The sequence below is a fragment of the Streptococcus sp. 1F3 genome (assembly GCF_054968985.1).
The window spans coordinates 39,455-56,719 of the sequence record NZ_JBUEQR010000068.1 but is presented as its reverse complement, the minus strand read 5'-3'; the positions used below and the strand labels follow the sequence as shown (position 1 = coordinate 56,719).

Sequence of the window (17,265 nt, the reverse complement as noted above, 5' to 3'; positions counted from 1 at the left end):
CTCATCAAAGTCATTAAAAGAAATGCCTTTGGATTCAGGAACTTTGAAAACTTTAAAAAACGCATTTTGATTACTTTAAACGTAAAGAAAGAGAGAACGAAATTCGTCCTCTCTAGGTGTTAGCTTTTCATCTACCCACTACAGTTGACAAAGAGCCATATTGATTTGCTTTTATAATTATTTTACAGCACTTGTTTTTGGTAATACTTTCTCACCTGTAGCTGTTTCAGCAGCTTTTACAGATTTATGAGCAGCTTTTCCATTATCTGAAACATTCTCATTTGATTTTTGAGTAACAGAAACTTCTTCAGCTTTCTTAGGCGCTTCAGCTTCAGCAGCAGCTTTCGGATCAGCTTCACGGAAAGCATTATAAAGTTCTTCTACTTTTGCAAATTGTGTTTCATAGGCAGCCCGAGCATCATTGTAGGCAATAGTAGCACTAGCAAGGTTATTTTCTTCAGTTGCAACGTTCACTTTTGCTGCTTCTACTGCTGCAGTATCTGCCTTAGCAGCAACTAATGCCTCTTCAGCAGCAATTTCTGCTGGATTAAAAGTAGTTTCGACAAGCCCTACACGTGCTGAAGTTACTTCTCCAGTAAATACAACCGGTGTTCCATTATATGTAAAAGAAGGTCCACCTGTAGCAGAAGTTGCAATTGCCATTGCGTTTGCACGTTCCGCACGAACAGTATCAAGTTTTCCTTGAGCAGCAGTAACTTTAGCCTGATAAGTAGCCTCTGCATCAGCCAATGAAGCCTGTGCACGTTGAAGTGCAATTTCTACACCTACCTTATTTTGACCAGCGTTAGTAAAGTGATTTTCAAGAACTTGAAGCTCACCTAAAGCTGCAGCATATTCTTTTGAACCTACTTTACCTACATTTGCCACACCTTGCGTTACATTATCATATGCAAATACGCTTGTCGTTAGTGGCGCAACTGTGCCAAAAAGTGCTACACCAGCCAATGTCGTATATAAAACTTTCTTCATTGTTCTATATCTCCTATATATTCTTTATTTTTTACAAGTCTCCTTGTATAATTCTATTATACCCCCCCCCGAATTTCTTTTGTCAAGTACTTTTTTCATTTTTTATAATATTTTTTAATGCGTGTCTATTTTTATCCCTCTCGTATTATAGCCTCTATTTATAATTCCTTTCATAGTGGTATCTTAGACAGTTTTTTGAGACCTTGAGTTCAAAAAACTAGAGCCAGAATGAATAGATATAACAGGCGGGCTGTCTGATACTGACGAAAATCAAAAAGAAGTGGCGTTAATCAAGATTTTAACATCTTGACTAACGCCAACTCCCTTCTTATTTATCCTTATCATCTTGCATTTTTTCTTTTACTTCTTCATATGAAAGTGGGTGGATATCTTCTTCTTGATGCTCTGCATCTGTAGGCATTTGCCCCGTCTCGTAGAGCGATTTAATTTGAACGCTATCCAAGGTCTCATATTTCAATAAGGCTTCTGCAATCAATTTATGGGTTTCACGGTTGGCTTGGATAATGTCCGCAGCCTTATCACGCGCTTCATTTAATAACTTGCGAACTTCATTATCCAATTCATAAGCCGTTTGCTCCGAGATATGTTTTTGTGTAGTATAGCCACCAAACATCGCATGATTTCCCTCATACTGCATTGGTCCCATCTTATCACTCATTCCATACTCTGCCACCATAGCCCGTGCCATTTGAGTGGCTTGTTCAAAGTCATTAGCAGCTCCAGTTGTTTGAGCATTAAAAATAATTTCTTCTGCTACGCGACCACCCATTAGACCTGCTAATTGTTCTTTCATATCTTCTTTAGATAGAAGCATTTGATCTTCTTTTGGCAAGGCAATCATGTACCCACCTGCTCGCCCACGAGGAACAATGGTCACTTTATGAACTTCACGTGCGTTTGATAGAACAAGTCCAACAATCGTATGACCCGCTTCATGGTAGGCCACCATTTCTCGCTCACGTTTTGAAACTTGGCGATCTTTCTTAGACGGTCCTGCAATGACACGATCTTCTGCCTCATCAATATCTGAAGCATCAATCACTGCCTTATTCTGACGAGCTGCAACTAAAGCTGCCTCATTTAATACATTTTCTAAATCTGCACCAACAAATCCTGGTGTTTGTTGCGCAACTAATTTCAAATCGACATCATCTGCCAAGGGCTTGTTTTTAGCATGAACTTTCAAAATAGCTTCACGGCCTTTTACATCTGGTCTTCCAACTAAAACCTTACGGTCAAAGCGCCCAGGACGAAGAAGGGCCGGGTCCAATACATCACTACGATTGGTTGCTGCAATGACAATGATGCCTTCATTTCCAGCAAAACCATCCATTTCAATCAATAATTGGTTGAGGGTCTGCTCACGCTCATCGTTTCCGCCTCCCATTCCAATACCACGCTGACGTCCAACAGCATCAATTTCATCAATAAAAATGATAGCTGGTGCAGCTTTTTTAGCATCTTCAAAAAGAGAACGGACACGGCTAGCACCGACACCAACAAACATCTCTACAAAATCCGAACCAGATATGCTAAAGAATGGAACACCTGCTTCTCCAGCTACAGCTTTTGCAAGGAGGGTCTTACCGGTTCCTGGAGGTCCCTCAAGGAGAACACCAGCAGGAATCCGAGCTCCCAATTTTGTAAAGCGCTTGGGATCCTTCAAAAACTCAACAACTTCTACTAGTTCTTGTTTTTCTTCTTCTGCACCTGCTACATCAGAAAAACGAACCTTTACATTGCTTTTTTCCAACGCCTTGGCTTTGTTACGGCCAAAGTTCATGGCACCTCGTGCACCACCACTACCTTGATTCATCATCATGATAAAGAAGATACCGAAAAGAAGCAATGGGAAAATATTGATAAAGATCGTCAGCCACAAGCTATTAGAACTCTCCGGCTTTACCGTTACTTTTACATCATGTTCTTTTGCTAGGGTCTGTAAATCATCTAATGCCGAATCTGCTGGCAGCATGGTAGAGGTAAATTTTTGATAGCTCGCCTTATCAGAAACCTGGAATAATTTAATGGATTCTGCCGTCTTGCTTTCTGCAATCTTTGGATTTTTATAGGTTCCTGAAATTTCAACGACGCTACCATTTGGCTGATAAGTGACCTCTGTCACATTACCATCTTGTAATTCAGTCACAACTTGTGAGTAGCTAATTTCATGTGTAGTAACTTGACTACCTGCTTTAAAAAATTGATAGGCTGTAATGACCGTCGCAATAATTAAAATAAGAAGAAAAGGATTTCGGATCAATCCTTTATTGTTTTGATTATTCATAAATACTATAGTAACCTTTTCCTAATTTGAATAGACTTCCTCTTTCAATACCCCAATATAAGGAATATTGCGGTAGTTTTCATTATAATCAAGACCAAATCCTACAACAAATTCATTTGGAATTGTAAAACCGGTATAGTCTGATTCAATCTCTACCACACGACCTTCTGGTTTATCAAGGAGCGTTGCAATTTTAATAGAAGCTGCTTGTCGCAAGGCAAATAATTCTTGCAATTCTTTTAATGTACGTCCTGTATCAATAATATCTTCAATAATAAGGACATCACGACCTGCAACATCTGTATCCAAGTCTTTAATAATCTTAACAGTACCACTACTTTCAGTACCACCATGGTAGCTAGATACGACCATAAAGTCCATTTCAATATGAGTGTCGATATGCTTGATCAGTTCTGCCATAAAAGGAATAGAACCTTTTAAAATACCAACTAATAGGGGAGTTTTTCCAGCGTACTCTTCTGTTAAAATCTTCCCTAATTCCTTACTTTTTGCAACAATTTCTTCCTCTGAAATAAGAATCTTTTTGATATCTTTTTCCAACATATTCCATTCACTCTTTCATTTTTATATATAATGCAGCTTTGATTATACCATGTTTTAGTGATTTACTCAAATCACTGGCAACCATATTCGCAATTCCATAAATTTTTCCTGCTTGTTCAATCACAACAGCCTGATTTCGTAATTTTTGAGGAATTTTTTGATCAATAAAATAGCGTCTTACTTTCTTATTGATGGAATGAAGTAAAATAGTATCACCGGCCCGTCTCTCCCTCAAAATAATCGGTTGATTGGCTTGAAGATAGAGAATCTGGTCTGGTTGCTCCAGTGGCTTATTTAATGAAAAAATAAACTTCCCATATTGAAAAATACCTTCTGATTCTATCATGTATTCTTCCTTTTGCCTATCCGTCTTAGGTTGTATTTTTGTAATAGTAAAAGTCTGATAATCCTTTACAAGGTAATAATCCCCTTTTAGATGGTGCTGATAATTTGCCTTGCTTTCAAGGATACCTAGTAGCTGCTGGAATTGATTCTGGGTCAGATGAAGTTCTGGAAACTGTTCTAGATATTGCTGTAGCAAAAGATACCGAACAGCTCCTGTTTGCTCTTGAAATTCTGAGAGATTATTGATATTGATATGTCTAGTTAATTCCCTAAAGGCTTGATGAAGATAAGCTGACTCTCTTCCCATACGTAGTAGGGCAGATGTAAACTGGGGATTTTCATTGGTCAGTAAAGGAAGGTAGTCATTGCGGACACGATTTCTAAAGTAAGCCAAAGAGCGATTGCTTTCATCTTCAAAATGAAACAAATCCATCAATTCCCCCTTACGAAAGGAAAGTAAAGGGCGAATCACTTCTCCACTTGCAAAAGGTTGGACTATTTTCATTCCTGCTAGATGGGCTAGGCGGCTCCCTCGAATCAAACGCATCAAAATCGTCTCTGCCTGATCATCAGCATGGTGAGCCGTAACCAAGGCTGTATAATGGTGTTTCTTCATCACTTCTGCAAAAAAATCATAGCGCATGGTGCGTGCTGCTGCTTCAGAAAATCTCCCTTCAAAATAAGAAACATAGCAAGGAATCCCCAAGCTTTTGGACCATTCTTTAATATAGTTTTCTTCCTCAAATGCTTCTTGTCGCTGCTGATGGTTGACATGAGCAACCCCAATTCGTATGTCAAAAACAGCTTGGTATTTAGAGAGAAGGTGGAGTAGATTCATCGAATCCTTTCCACCTGAAACCGCAATAAGGACTGCCTTATGCTTATCAAAAAAGTGACCTTTTTGTGCCACTTTTAAAAATTTTTCTTCCATTATTTTAAAATCCCATATACATCATTTGCAATCTGTGAAATATCATCATAGGTCATCTGATCTGTAAAGATGGATAAGACAAATGGTTCTTTAGCATAGACAACTGCCACATCATGCTTAAAATCATAAGCATCTCCGATTTTATGAGCAACTTTAACATCAATATCCCTTGCAATTCGTTGCTCATCAAAATGAGTAGTAGAAAGGCTTTCCAGTACATAGCCATCCTGCCGATAAATCGCCTCCATCATCAAACCTGCCATCTCAGCAGAAGCCATACGCGACACCATGTCCCATTTTTGCCCTGCAATCCTAGTCGTTTCTTGATAGAACTGCTTATCGAATTTATCAGCTGCATAGTAGCCAAGGAGATTGCTTGCCACATTGTCTGATTCTTTTGCTGTACGATTGATGAGATCGTCTATTCTATACTTTTGATTGTCTGGTGTCTTATCAATAGATCCACTTCCTTCAGGTTCATAAGCACCATCAAAGTCTTCCGTTTCTTTGACATACTTTACACTATCTGTCAAGTTCATTTCCCCATGATTGAGTTTTTCTTGGACATAGTATAATGTAGGAAGTTTGGTCACACTAGCCGCATACATCATCTGGTCTTGGTTGACACCTGCTGTCTCTCCAGTTGACAATTTTTTGACATAGACAGCTATATTCTTAGATTGATATTTTCTTGTTAACAAATCTTGAACAGCCTCTATACGATTATCCGAATTAGATAAATCATGAAGATTGACCCAAGCCTTGGAGTTTATTTTCGCAAAAAATCCTAGAGGAGTTTCAACCATTTCTGATACTGTTACCTCTTGGTAAGGCTTCAGATCAAGACTTAGTTTCTTAGCTTGATTAGCGATAGGGCTAGAATACAGAGTAACATTTTTTTTGAGCCATGCCTTTTCCGAAAGCACCTGACGTGTCAGGATGACATCATCATAGATAAATGTTTGGTCAGCCACTACATATCTCTTATCCTGTAGTTGGAATACCAACTGGTTCTGACTATTGACATCAACCCCAATAATTGAAAAAGGTTGATTAGGCTTTACTTTTTTGGAAGGAACGGTCAATTCTTTGTCAAGGTAGCTGTCCATTTCTTCATAAACATTTGGATTAGAAGGAATGGTTTGAAAATCTGTACTATACTCCTTATAATGCAGCTGATAGTTCATCTGATTCGATAATTCAAATGGAATTTCAGTACTTCCAACTGGTGTAGCTGCAAGCAAAACTGGACTAATAAGCCATAATAACTGTTTTTTCATCCTTCCTCCTTCCTAGTCTTTCGTATCCTTATTATTCTCTCTTTTTAATTTTAAGGCTCGATTCTTCTCAGCTAGTTCCTCCAGTTTTTCATCAGAATAAGCTAAGAATTGTTCAACCATTGCTGCAATCGTTTCTGTCATCGTGGTAGTAATCCTGGAATATTATAAATAAATTCCCCTTCCTTTGAATATTGAAGCTTCGCACGAATGTACTTCGTAACATATTCTTCATCCTCTAATTTTTTTACTAAGGAAGTTTCAATTTTCTCCTGCTTTTCCAATTCCTTGTACCGATTCTGCAAATCATTCAGTTGCTGCTCCCGCTTTTGTAAGATCTGATAACTATTGACTAGATTATAGGTTGGCAGCACAAACAGGAAGATAACTAAAATCAAAATGGAACCCATAAATCGGTTCTTCTGCTTTTTTTCCTGACGATAAGCCTGGCTTTTTTGTAATTCTTTCTGAATATATTGATTATTGATTTGGAGAATGTTCGATTTTTTCATCTGCTTCAATCCTTGTTTCGCTGATGATCTCATACATGTTGAGGGCATCTTCTTTTTTAGTACTATCTTTCATCTCTAGTACTTTGACAACTAGTAACTTATTTCCAAAACGGATTTCAATCTGATCATTTTCTTTTAAATCAGTTGAAGATTTGGCCAAAATACCATTTACCTTGATTCTTCCCTTATCCGCTACTTCTTTTGCAACGGTACGACGTTTGATAATACGGGACACCTTTAAATACTTGTCTAGTCTCATGTTTTTCACCTCATTTTTCTATTGTATCACTTTTTCATTCCTTTTTAAACTCTACAGATCCTTTTGAAGCTTCCTATCAACCATTTTTTCAGCAAAATGCATGAGTTCCTCAATAATTTGATACTCTTTTTTCTGTTCAATGTTGAAAATTAATTCCACACGTCCCTTATTTTCTGAAATACGAGCTTTCAGATTGGTTACAGATAAGGCTTCAAAGTAATCCTGCATCAGAAATATTTGACCCGATACTTCTTCAAAACTGATGATTATTTGTTGTTGTTTGCGTTCCACTTTTTGCACAAATACTTGGTCACAATAAGATTTCAAAAGACCAATTTCAAGGAGATAGGCGACCACATCTGGATACTCTCCAAATCGATCGATCAACTCATTTTGCAATTCTTCATAATCATCGCGATTATCAAGTTGCTTGATTCGCTTATAAATCTCAATTTTTTGACGTTGATCATCAATGTATTCACTCGGTAAATAGGCATCAATACATAGATTGATTTCTGTATTACTTCTGTCTCGTTTAGTCTGTTTGCCTTGTTTTTCAAGAATAGCATTTTCCAATAATTGAGCATATAATTCATAGCCGACCGAATCAATAAAGCCACTCTGGGCTGCTCCCAAAATATTCCCTGCCCCTCGAATGGATAAATCCTGCATCGCAATTTTAAAGCCAGAACCCAATTCTGTAAAGCCCTTAATTGCTTCAAGACGTCTTTCAGCAACCTCTGTCAAGTTCTTATCTGGTCGATACATTAAATAGGCATAAGCAATCCGATTAGAACGACCGACACGACCTCTTAGTTGATAAAGAGTGGACAATCCCATGTGGTCTGCATTTTCGATAAAAAGGGTATTCACGTTTGAAATATCGACACCTGTTTCAATAATCGTTGTCGTAACTAATACATCATATTCCCCATCAATAAAGGCTAGAAGCGTATTTTCTAATTGAATTTCTGACATCTGACCATGAACATATCCAATCTCGGCTTCAGGTACTAAGTCCCGTAATTCAGAGACTTTTTGTTCAATCGTGTCAACTTTATTGTAAAGATAGTAAACTTGCCCATCTCTATCCATTTCCCGTAAGATTGCATCTCGAATAATAGAGGGATTGGTTTCCAAAACATAGGTCTGAACAGGATAACGATTAGTCGGTGGGGTCTCAATGACTGACAAATCACGAATCCCTAACATAGACATTTGCAAGGTTCGTGGAATCGGTGTTGCTGTCAAGGTGAGTACATCTATTTTTGTTTTTAATTCTTTTAGGCGTTCTTTATGCTTAACACCAAACCGCTGCTCTTCGTCAATAACTAGTAAACCTAAATCAAAAAATTCAATATCTTTTGAGAGCAAACGATGCGTACCAATAATAATATCTATCTGACCTTTTTTGAGTTTTTTAACTGTTATTTCTTGCTCAAGCTTGGTTTTAAAACGGCTCATAACATCAACATTAACAGGGAAAGCTGCAAAACGACTTTTGAAATTGGCAAAATGCTGCTGTGCCAATACAGTTGTAGGAACCAAAATCGCTACTTGCTTACCATCATTAACCGCCTTAAAAGCTGCACGCATAGCGACCTCCGTCTTACCAAAACCAACATCTCCCACCAACAAACGATCCATCGGAGAAGCTTTTTCCATGTCTTTCTTTACTTCTTGAATGGAGCGAAGCTGATCTTCTGTTTCAACATAGGGAAAATATTGTTCAAATTCGGCTTGATTTTGATCATCAGCTGAGAAAGCAAAGCCTGTTAATTGACTGCGTTCAGCATAGAGACGGATCAAATCATCTGCTATATCTTCAACCTGCTTGACTACCTTTTGCTTGGCCCGTTTGAAACGACCATCATTCAAATTATTGAGTTTGGGTGTTTTGCCACCTGAAGCCAAATACTTAGATAGTACATCAATTTGCTCCACAGGCAAAGAAATCCGATCATTATTTTGATAGTGAATACTCAAATAATCACGATGAATTCCCGATACCTCAATTGTCTCAATCCCCAAATACTGACCAACACCATGGACATTGTGAACTACATAATCTCCCACAGACAGCTCACTATAATCTTTTAAGCGCTCAGCATTTGAAATATTTCTCCGACGAACTTTCCGACGAATCTTTTTATGAAAAATCTCATACTCAGTAATGAGCGCAATCTTTTCATCTAAGAAATGAAAACCTGCAGATAATTGACCCAGTGTCAATTGCTGCTGACCAATTTGTAGCTGATCGGGTTGGACAACAGGTAAGTCTAGCCCATATTCCTGTAAAGTATCCTGTAAACGTTTTAAGGCAGATTCAGATTCCGTTTGAAGAATCACTGTATAATCAGACTTGGCATAATGCCGTAATTCATCTTGTAATAAAGGAATCTGGTTGAAAAATTCCTGCATCGAGTGCTGATTCAATTGATACAGCGTGTCAAATTTCAGATTCCCTAACCCCTTTTGAAAAATTGAAAAATAGGTAGCAGGCTTATAAGCCCTAAAAGATTGATACACAGATGAATAGTAATGTAAACTTGCCAAGGATTTACCATTTTGTAAATCCTGTGTCAATAGTTCAGCAACTTCCTTGTCAAACTTCGCATGGGCATCCGCTATCCTATGAAAATCATCGAAAAATATAGGTGTATGGACTGGAAGATAGTCTAATAAAGTCCACTCTTTTTCATAAAAATATGAAAGAAATTTCCGACTATCTGGATGGCGGTAAAACTGCCTTACATCTGAAAGTACTTCTTTTATATAAGAAATCTGTTCCTGTTCTTGTAATGTCTGTAAACTATCTGTCAACTTCTTTTCTGCACGTAGATAGTCTTTTTCATCAAAAATCATATCAGAAGCAGGTCGTATCAAGATAGCATCAACATATTCAATAGAGCGCTGGCTTTCAATATCAAACTGGCGAATACCATCAATTTCATCCCCAAAAAATTCTAGACGATAGGGACGTTCGGTATTCATTTCAAAAATATCCAGAATATCTCCACGTTGACTAAATTCACCTGAATTTAAGACACGAGAAACCTTTTTATAACCAATTTCTTGCAAGGTCTTTACAAGTTTGTCAATTTCAATTTCTTCCCCAACCCTAAGTTCTTTTATCGCTTTTTGGTAAGATAGCGGATTTGGTAGTAACACCCTACAAGCTGCCATACTGGCAACTAAAATTCCAGATTTCGTTTTATCTAGTAGAAAGTTAAGACTTTCCAAACGAGACTGGATACGGTCATTTGAAGCAAAGGAAAATTCTGCAACTGGGTTATCATCTGTAAAGAAGTTGTAAACAGCATTGGTCCCTAAAATATGAGTCAGTTCTTGACTTAATTTCTCAGCCTCATTCTGGGTCGCTGTCACAATCAAATACTTTTCAGCTAATCTATCAAGAGCAGATGCCATGACAAGTACTTTCAGAGTGCCTGAAAGTCCCATTAGTAGTTGTCGACTGGAATCGTTTCCTCCAGCTAGCCATTGATTGATTTGCTTATTATGCTTGACTAATTCAAGAATATTCATCTTAGTTATTATACCTTCTCATTATCTTTTCAATGTCCTTTTCCTGTAAATACATCGTTACAAAGTCATCAAGTCTGTCTAAAGCCAGCTCAATCTGAATCCGGTCATCACTATCAAAATCAGATAAGACATGTTGGACCACTGTCATTCCATTTTTTGGTCGACCGATGCCAATTTTTATACGATCAAACTCCTGACTACCAAGATATTTAATAATACTCTTAATCCCATTATGACCACCTGCTGACCCTTTCTGACGAAAACGGACTTTCCCAACCGCCATATCCAAATCATCATAAATGACCACTAAATCCTCCTTAGTAAGCCCATAGTAGGTTAATAAAGCATGGACAGCCTTTCCAGATTCATTCATAAATGTCGTTGGTTTGACTAAATAGACTTTTTCATTCTTTATAAAAGTTGAGGCAATATCCGCCTGAAAGATCCGATCATGGCTAAAGGATAGGTGTTCTCGTTGCGCAATCCGATCGATAAACATAAAGCCAATATTGTGCTTAGTAGCCTCATAACGATCCCCAGGATTTCCCAATCCTACAATCAATTTTGTCATCATATTCTCCTTCTTCGATTGTCTAGTTTGTCTAAGAGTTGCTTCACTAATCTCTTCCAAACTGGTGAAGATTAAAAATAGGCGTTGCTAAAACAAACTCTCAAAAAGCTTCTTTGTCGTGTTTTCTAATTTTCAGTCACTTTTTTAACGCTCTCGTATCTTGATATACAAACAGTAAAACGGTTGGAAAGCAGTTTCCAACCTCTTCATTATTTTTGATACGCTTATACATTAAAGCGGAATTCCATAATATCCCCGTCTTGGACGATATATTCTTTTCCTTCCTCACGTAAGCGCCCTGCTTCTTTAACAGCCTTTTCACTACCGTAGGTCATCAAATCATCATAGGACATGGTTACAGCACGGATAAAGCCTTTTTCAAAATCTGAGTGGATGATTCCAGCTGCCTGTGGAGCTTTGATACCACGTTTAAAGGTCCAAGCTCGTACCTCTTTTTCACCAGCTGTAAAGTAGGTTCCTAAGCCTAGTAAGTGGTATGCTGCCCGCGTTAGCTTATCAACACCTGACTCTGTTAGACCCATCGCTTCTAAAAATTCAGCCTTGTCTGCCTCATCCAATTCAGAAATTTCTTCTTCTGCACGCGCAGAAATGACGACGACTTCTGCATGTTCTGTAGCAGCAAAGTCACGGATTTGCTTCACGTAATCAATACTGTCTGGATCTGCAACTTCATCTTCGCTGACATTTGCTACATAAAGGACTGGTTTGGTGGTTAGAAGAAATAAACCTTTCACAACCTTTTGCTCTTCTTCTGTAAAGTCAATCGTACGAGCAGATTTTCCATCTTCTAAGATTGGTTTAATTTTTTGTAAAACGCTAAATTCCGCGACTGAATCCTTATCTTTTTGGGTACGAGCCATTTTTTCAACACGTGCATAGCGTTTGTTGACACTGTCCAAGTCCGCCAAAATTAACTCTAAGTTAATCGTTTCAATATCAGCCATTGGATCAACAAAAGCTGACTCACGTCCTTGTTCCCGCATGACATTTTCATCATCAAAGGCACGGACAACATGAACAATAGCATCTACTTCGCGGATATTAGCCAGGAACTTATTTCCAAGCCCCTCCCCCTTAGAAGCTCCTTTTACGATTCCTGCAATATCTGTAAATTCAAAGGTAGTGGGAACAGTCTTTTTAGGGGTAATCAGTTCCGTTAATTTTTGTAAACGCTCATCTGGCACTTCTACCATTCCAACATTGGGGTCAATAGTTGCAAAGGGATAATTTGCCGCTTCTGCTCCTGCTTTTGTAATCGCATTAAATAGGGTCGATTTCCCAACATTAGGCAAACCAACGATACCTGCTGTTAAAGCCATTTCTTATTCTCCATTCAAAAATTTCAATCACGACTATTATAGCAGAAAAGAGAAAAAAAAGCTTGCTCAGTGACAAGCTTTCAACTAATTAACCCCAAATTTGCATCACGTCGCTATGGCAACAGGGCATAAAGAAATCCGCCAACAGGAAATATTAACCACCAATAACGAGCAAAGAATTACCAGGCATTCATCTGTGAGGTTGATTCTGCTTTTTCAATTACCTGTTCGACAATTTTTTCTGGCTTTTTCCCTAAAACCAACTCATCTAGACTGATATCAAAAATTTCAGCTAGTTTTATCAAGTTATCCAAATCAGGTGTCGCATCACCATTTTCCCATTTGGAGATAGATTGGCGAGAAATAAAGAGTTGCTCTGCTAAGGCATCCTGAGAAAGATTTTTAGCTAAACGGATGGTTTTGAGTTGTCTTGAAAATTGTGACATAATTTCACCTGCTTCTCTTTTTTCTTGATTATACCCTCTTTGAACAGAAATCACTAGCACTTTTAAACGCAACTGTCAGTTGCAAATTGTCTCAGACTAGCCATAAATCAAGCTTTTTCAGGTTGCGAGAGAGTTTTTTTCATTTTCCATTCAAAATCGTGGCGGCTCATCATCACCAGGTGATTACAATTCGTGCAACGAATCTTGATATCTGCACCTAGGCGCATGACCTCCCAGGCATTTGCCTTTTTCCCCGTTGATTTGATGACACAAGCATGGGGCTTTTTCATCTCCACAATACTCCCTAATTCGTACATGAATCTTCCTCTCCAAGATAATAATAACGTGTCTGACAGGTCATCGTTAGCTCATCAATCGTCTGTAATTCTCCATCTATTTGAGCAACCGTCTTATTTGGCAAACGAAGGTAAACGCTTTTTGCTGTCGTATGGTGCAAAACCGAAGACCTCTTGTGACGTTTTAATAATAAGTCCAGTAGCGCCTGAATACGCTCCCTAATAGAAGTCGCTGATACATACACCAGATCCATCTGAGGCTTGGTGATATGAGCCTCTGGCCAAATCATAATTCCACCGCCAAAATAGGTGTTATTGGCGATGGAAAGAAAAAAGAGATGCTCTAGCTCCAATACTTGATCATTCGTTTGAACAAACGCTACTAACTGAGCAGGATTTAACAGACCAAGAACACCAAAGAAAAGATAGGTTAACTTCCCGATTTTTAGACGATTGAACCACCTTTTAATCCCTGACTTTTCTGAATGTGCGACGACACGCGCTGGGTAACCAATATCAAGACTATTGACCACAACTCCATTAGGAGTTATGAAAAGACAGATCGGTACAGATTGGGTTTCTAGTAAGTTCTCCATGACCTGCTGCCAAGACACGATACCTGTAGCACGCGCAAAATCATTTCCTGAACCAGTTGGATAATAGGCAAAGGGAAGTTCCTGTGGCCAAACAGACAATACCTTTGACAAGGTACCATCACCACCTAAAATTAAAAAACGGTCACAATTTTTCTGAAAGATCGACAGAATTGCAGCTACTTGCTGATATTCATCATTTTTTCTTTTCGTCATAAAAGTCTCTACCCGCACCTGTGGATAAGTCTTTCGAATATCTTTAATAATTGTGAGGGCTTTCCCATGTCCTGCTTGAGGATTCGCTAAAATATATACTGTCATATCTCTCATCGTTTTCATTTTACCCCAGTATAACATAAAAGGGAATGAGACAAAAGTTATATCGTTAGTTTATTAAAATTTTATATCTTCAAAAAGCACATGAATGTGGAAAAGTAAAAAGAAGCTGAGCATTCCTCAACTTCTCTCTTTGAATTTCTAAAAACTAATTTGTCCGAACAGGGGTAATCAATTGGATAAAATCAATCTCTTCTGTATTCGGTACAAGAGTAAATGGACGAACAGGGGAAATAAAGCTAATGTTGATTTGTTCACTATTGGCTGCTTTTAAGGCATCAATAAGATAAGTTGGATTAAAGCTAATCACCAAATCCTCTCCTGATACTTCAAGTGTATCCAATTCTTCATTTACCCGACCAACTTCTGGTGAATGAACATGGGCAGATACTTGTCCACCTATGATTTCTAACTTGACTGTACCATTTTGGGTTGCATTTGATAATAACCGAGCCCGTTCCATTGCTTGACGTAATTTTGCTGTATCAAAAATAACTGTGGTATTGCATTCAGTAGGAATCAAGCGATCTGTATCTGGATAGGTTCCTTCGAGCAAGCGAGTATAAAAACTAATATGCTCACTTCTAAACAGCATTTGACTAGTAGAGAAGAAAACTTCCACTGTTTCAATATCGTCGGTGAAAACAGTGACAAATTCACGTAGTGAGCGACTCGGAATGACTACGTTAAAGTTATCCCCAGCCTTGTCCAAAGTTAATTTCCGTTGACTCATCCGATGAGAATCTGTTGCAACAGTTTTCAAATATTTGTTTTCTGTCAATACAAAGTGGACACCTGTTAGTATTGGACGACTTTCTTGAGTAGAAGCTGCAAAGGCTGTTTCGTTAATGGTCTCTTTTAAAACACTTGTTTTTAGAATAAGGGGTTCAGCAGTTGAAACTTCTTGTAGTCTAGGATATTGTTCAGCTTCTTTTCCTTTCAAGGTAATTTCTGATTTTCCACTTGTCAAAACAATTTGTTGCTGTTCAATTTCATGAACATCTAATACAATATCTGGTAGGCTTGAGACGACATTGATAAAGAAAGAGGCTTCTAACAAAATAGAACCTTGGGAAGAAATCAATAAGCCAGCATTCTCATCTTGAATAGAGATAAAGTTTTCAATTGAAATTTGACCATTTGACCCTGTTAAGGTAATTCCTTCAGTGGATACTTCCATTTTTAAAGTTGATAAAATAGGAATAGCATTTTTACTACTGATAGCTCTCTTAGTAATAGTAAGGGCTTGTAAAAATACAGTTTTATTGATAGAAAATTGAATCATGGATTCTCCTTTATTTATAGATTATAAGATTAGTAGTAATAGTAGGTTCTGTGTATTCTGTGGAAAACAGGCTAATAAACAGTGTTTCGAGACTTATTCCCTGTGAATAGCCTGTGGAGAACAGTGCGTTTTTGAACCAAGTTATCCTCAGTGACGAATTTTGTTTTTTATAGTAGTGAGTTCGATTTCGAGATTTTCATCCTCTACTAACCTATTTTTAATTTTATTATGCGCGTGCATGACTGTTGTATGATCGCGATTGCCAAACTCTTTTCCGATTTTTGGGAGAGAGTTATCCGTCATTTCACGTGCTAAATACATGGCTACCTGTCGAGCATGGACGATGTTTTGTACACGTTTAGCACCCTTTATCTCCTTGAGACTGACCCCGTAAAATTCCCCTACTTCATGTTGGATGGTTTCAATGGCGATTACTGTATTGACAGGATTTGTCTGTTTCCTAGCACGAATAGCTTCTGCTGCAACATCAACAGTGATTTCAGTTAGCTTCTTGACATTGGCCAGGAGATGGATATCTTTTAAGGCGCCTTCTAGATCACGGACATTGGAATCGAATTGACCAGCGAGATAAGATAGGGTATCGTCTGTAAAATCATAAGGATAGTCTTCACATTTATTACGTAAAATGGCGATGCGTGTTTCCAAATCTGGTGGTGTAATATCAGTTGTTAGCCCCCATTTGAAGCGTGTGACAATTCGTTCTTCCAGATTATCTAAGTAGTCGGGATTACGGTCGCTCGTCAAGACAATCTGCTTATTTTTATCGTGAAGTGCATTAAAGGTATGGAAAAATTCTTCCTGAGTAGACGCCTTATTTCGTAGAAATTGAATGTCGTCAATCAGCAGAAAATCTAAATTTCGATAGATTTCCTTAAATTGTTCCATCTTATTGAGACGAAGATGTTCTAGGAAATCATTGATAAAGGTTTCTGTTGAAACATACTTGATACGGGCATTTGGATTATTTTCCAAAGCCTTATTACCGATTGCGTTTAAGAGATGGGTTTTTCCTAGACCTGGGCCCCCGTAGATAAATAAGGGATTATAGAAAATGCCAGGATTGTCAGCGACTCCTAAAGCCCCAGCTTTTGCCATTTGATTATTGATTCCTTGAACAAAATTTGCAAAGGTATATTGAGGCTTGATATCTGGATGAGGCACGGCTTGCTCCTCTTTTTGGTGGGTTCGCTCTAGCTGTGCTATGGGCTCACTAATGCTGGTTCTTTCCGGAGGAGCATCATTGGTAAATTGGTAGTCAATGGAAATCTGACTATCAAAAATCTCAAATCCTGCGGTGATGATGATATCTTTTAAATTTTGATCCCAGAAGAGCTGTTTATAAGGACTGTCTAAGAATATCTGCGCTCGACTTGAGGAGATATCTAGTAATTGGGCATTTTCGACATAAAAATCATAAGCCCCTTGGTTAAGCTTTGCTTTCGCTAATTGCAGAACGCGCATCCAAAATATTTGTTGTTGCTCCACTATTTCTCCCCTCTTTCTATTTGATTTGTTCTATTAGTGTATCATAAAAGGTAAAAGTTTTCCACAAGTTATGTTTTTTCCACATTGTTTATATCAGTTTTCCACAAGTTGTGTATAAAGCTGAAAAATGGGGATTTTTCGGATAAATGAAACAGGTATG

General features: G+C 38.1%; 16 protein-coding genes and 1 pseudogene. 1 reads left to right on the top strand and 16 read right to left on the bottom strand.

Annotated elements, in window-relative coordinates; genetic code table 11:
- A partial coding sequence (locus ACVPON_RS06640; protein ID WP_462877396.1) for a transposase occupies positions 1 to 123 on the top strand: 123 nt, incomplete at its 5' end.
- 54 nt (positions 124 to 177) lie between these two features.
- On the opposite strand, the gene ACVPON_RS06635 is transcribed toward ACVPON_RS06640, so the two are convergent.
- The 16 genes and pseudogenes from ACVPON_RS06635 to dnaA all read right to left on the bottom strand — a co-directional run bounded on the left by ACVPON_RS06635 (position 178) and on the right by dnaA (position 17,105).
- Entirely contained in the window at positions 178 to 990 is an 813-nt protein-coding gene (locus ACVPON_RS06635; RefSeq protein ID WP_462877394.1) for a hypothetical protein, read from the bottom strand.
- A 328-nt stretch (positions 991 to 1,318) separates the two neighbouring features.
- Positions 1,319 to 3,298 carry an ATP-dependent zinc metalloprotease FtsH gene (gene ftsH, locus ACVPON_RS06630; protein ID WP_462877393.1) on the bottom strand — a complete coding sequence of 660 codons (1,980 nt, stop codon included), beginning with the start codon at positions 3,296 to 3,298 and terminating at the stop codon, positions 1,319 to 1,321.
- A 21-nt stretch (positions 3,299 to 3,319) separates the two neighbouring features.
- On the bottom strand, positions 3,320 to 3,862 hold the full coding sequence (gene hpt / locus ACVPON_RS06625) for a hypoxanthine phosphoribosyltransferase (protein ID WP_462877391.1): 543 nt from the start codon (positions 3,860 to 3,862) through the stop codon (positions 3,320 to 3,322).
- A gap of 7 nt (positions 3,863 to 3,869) precedes the next feature.
- Entirely contained in the window at positions 3,870 to 5,138 is a 1,269-nt protein-coding gene (tilS, locus tag ACVPON_RS06620) for a tRNA lysidine(34) synthetase TilS (RefSeq protein ID WP_462877389.1), read from the bottom strand.
- A complete protein-coding gene (locus ACVPON_RS06615) occupies positions 5,138 to 6,418 on the bottom strand; it encodes a serine hydrolase (protein ID WP_462877387.1) in 1,281 nt (426 codons plus the stop codon). Before ACVPON_RS06615 ends, tilS begins: the two co-directional genes overlap by 1 nt.
- Before the next feature lie 12 nt (positions 6,419 to 6,430).
- Complete coding sequence (locus ACVPON_RS06610) at positions 6,431 to 6,559, bottom strand: SP_0009 family protein (RefSeq protein WP_462877385.1); 129 nt, start codon at positions 6,557 to 6,559, stop codon at positions 6,431 to 6,433.
- Positions 6,556 to 6,927: an FtsB family cell division protein gene (locus ACVPON_RS06605; RefSeq protein ID WP_462877383.1), complete on the bottom strand. Its 372-nt coding sequence runs from the start codon at positions 6,925 to 6,927 to the stop codon at positions 6,556 to 6,558. Before ACVPON_RS06605 ends, ACVPON_RS06610 begins: the two co-directional genes overlap by 4 nt.
- Complete coding sequence (locus ACVPON_RS06600) at positions 6,896 to 7,186, bottom strand: RNA-binding S4 domain-containing protein (RefSeq protein ID WP_462877381.1); 291 nt, start codon at positions 7,184 to 7,186, stop codon at positions 6,896 to 6,898. Before ACVPON_RS06600 ends, ACVPON_RS06605 begins: the two co-directional genes overlap by 32 nt.
- 51 nt (positions 7,187 to 7,237) lie before the next feature.
- The gene (gene mfd, locus ACVPON_RS06595; protein ID WP_462877379.1) at positions 7,238 to 10,732 is read right to left on the bottom strand and encodes a transcription-repair coupling factor; all 3,495 of its coding nucleotides are present in this window, start codon (positions 10,730 to 10,732) and stop codon (positions 7,238 to 7,240) included.
- 1 nt (position 10,733) lies between these two features.
- Complete coding sequence (gene pth, locus ACVPON_RS06590; RefSeq protein WP_462877376.1) at positions 10,734 to 11,303, bottom strand: aminoacyl-tRNA hydrolase; 570 nt, start codon at positions 11,301 to 11,303, stop codon at positions 10,734 to 10,736.
- A 224-nt stretch (positions 11,304 to 11,527) separates the two neighbouring features.
- On the bottom strand, positions 11,528 to 12,643 hold the full coding sequence (gene ychF / locus ACVPON_RS06585) for a redox-regulated ATPase YchF (protein ID WP_462877374.1): 1,116 nt from the start codon (positions 12,641 to 12,643) through the stop codon (positions 11,528 to 11,530).
- Between the two features lie 182 nt (positions 12,644 to 12,825).
- A pseudogene (locus ACVPON_RS06580) lies at positions 12,826 to 13,089 on the bottom strand (helix-turn-helix domain-containing protein); the annotation flags it as partial.
- Positions 13,090 to 13,196: 107 nt separating this feature from the next.
- Positions 13,197 to 13,406 carry a DUF951 domain-containing protein gene (locus ACVPON_RS06575; RefSeq protein ID WP_462877372.1) on the bottom strand — a complete coding sequence of 70 codons (210 nt, stop codon included), beginning with the start codon at positions 13,404 to 13,406 and terminating at the stop codon, positions 13,197 to 13,199.
- Positions 13,394 to 14,299 (bottom strand): diacylglycerol/lipid kinase family protein, encoded by a 906-nt coding sequence (locus ACVPON_RS06570; RefSeq protein ID WP_462877370.1) that lies wholly within the window; start codon positions 14,297 to 14,299, stop codon positions 13,394 to 13,396. The genes ACVPON_RS06575 and ACVPON_RS06570 overlap by 13 nt, the downstream gene beginning before the upstream one ends.
- A gap of 163 nt (positions 14,300 to 14,462) precedes the next feature.
- Complete coding sequence (gene dnaN / locus ACVPON_RS06565; protein WP_462877368.1) at positions 14,463 to 15,599, bottom strand: DNA polymerase III subunit beta; 1,137 nt, start codon at positions 15,597 to 15,599, stop codon at positions 14,463 to 14,465.
- 147 nt (positions 15,600 to 15,746) lie between these two features.
- Positions 15,747 to 17,105, bottom strand: a complete 1,359-nt coding sequence (gene dnaA, locus ACVPON_RS06560) for a chromosomal replication initiator protein DnaA (protein ID WP_462877366.1) — start codon at positions 17,103 to 17,105, stop codon at positions 15,747 to 15,749.
- Positions 17,106 to 17,265: the final 160 nt, after the last annotated feature.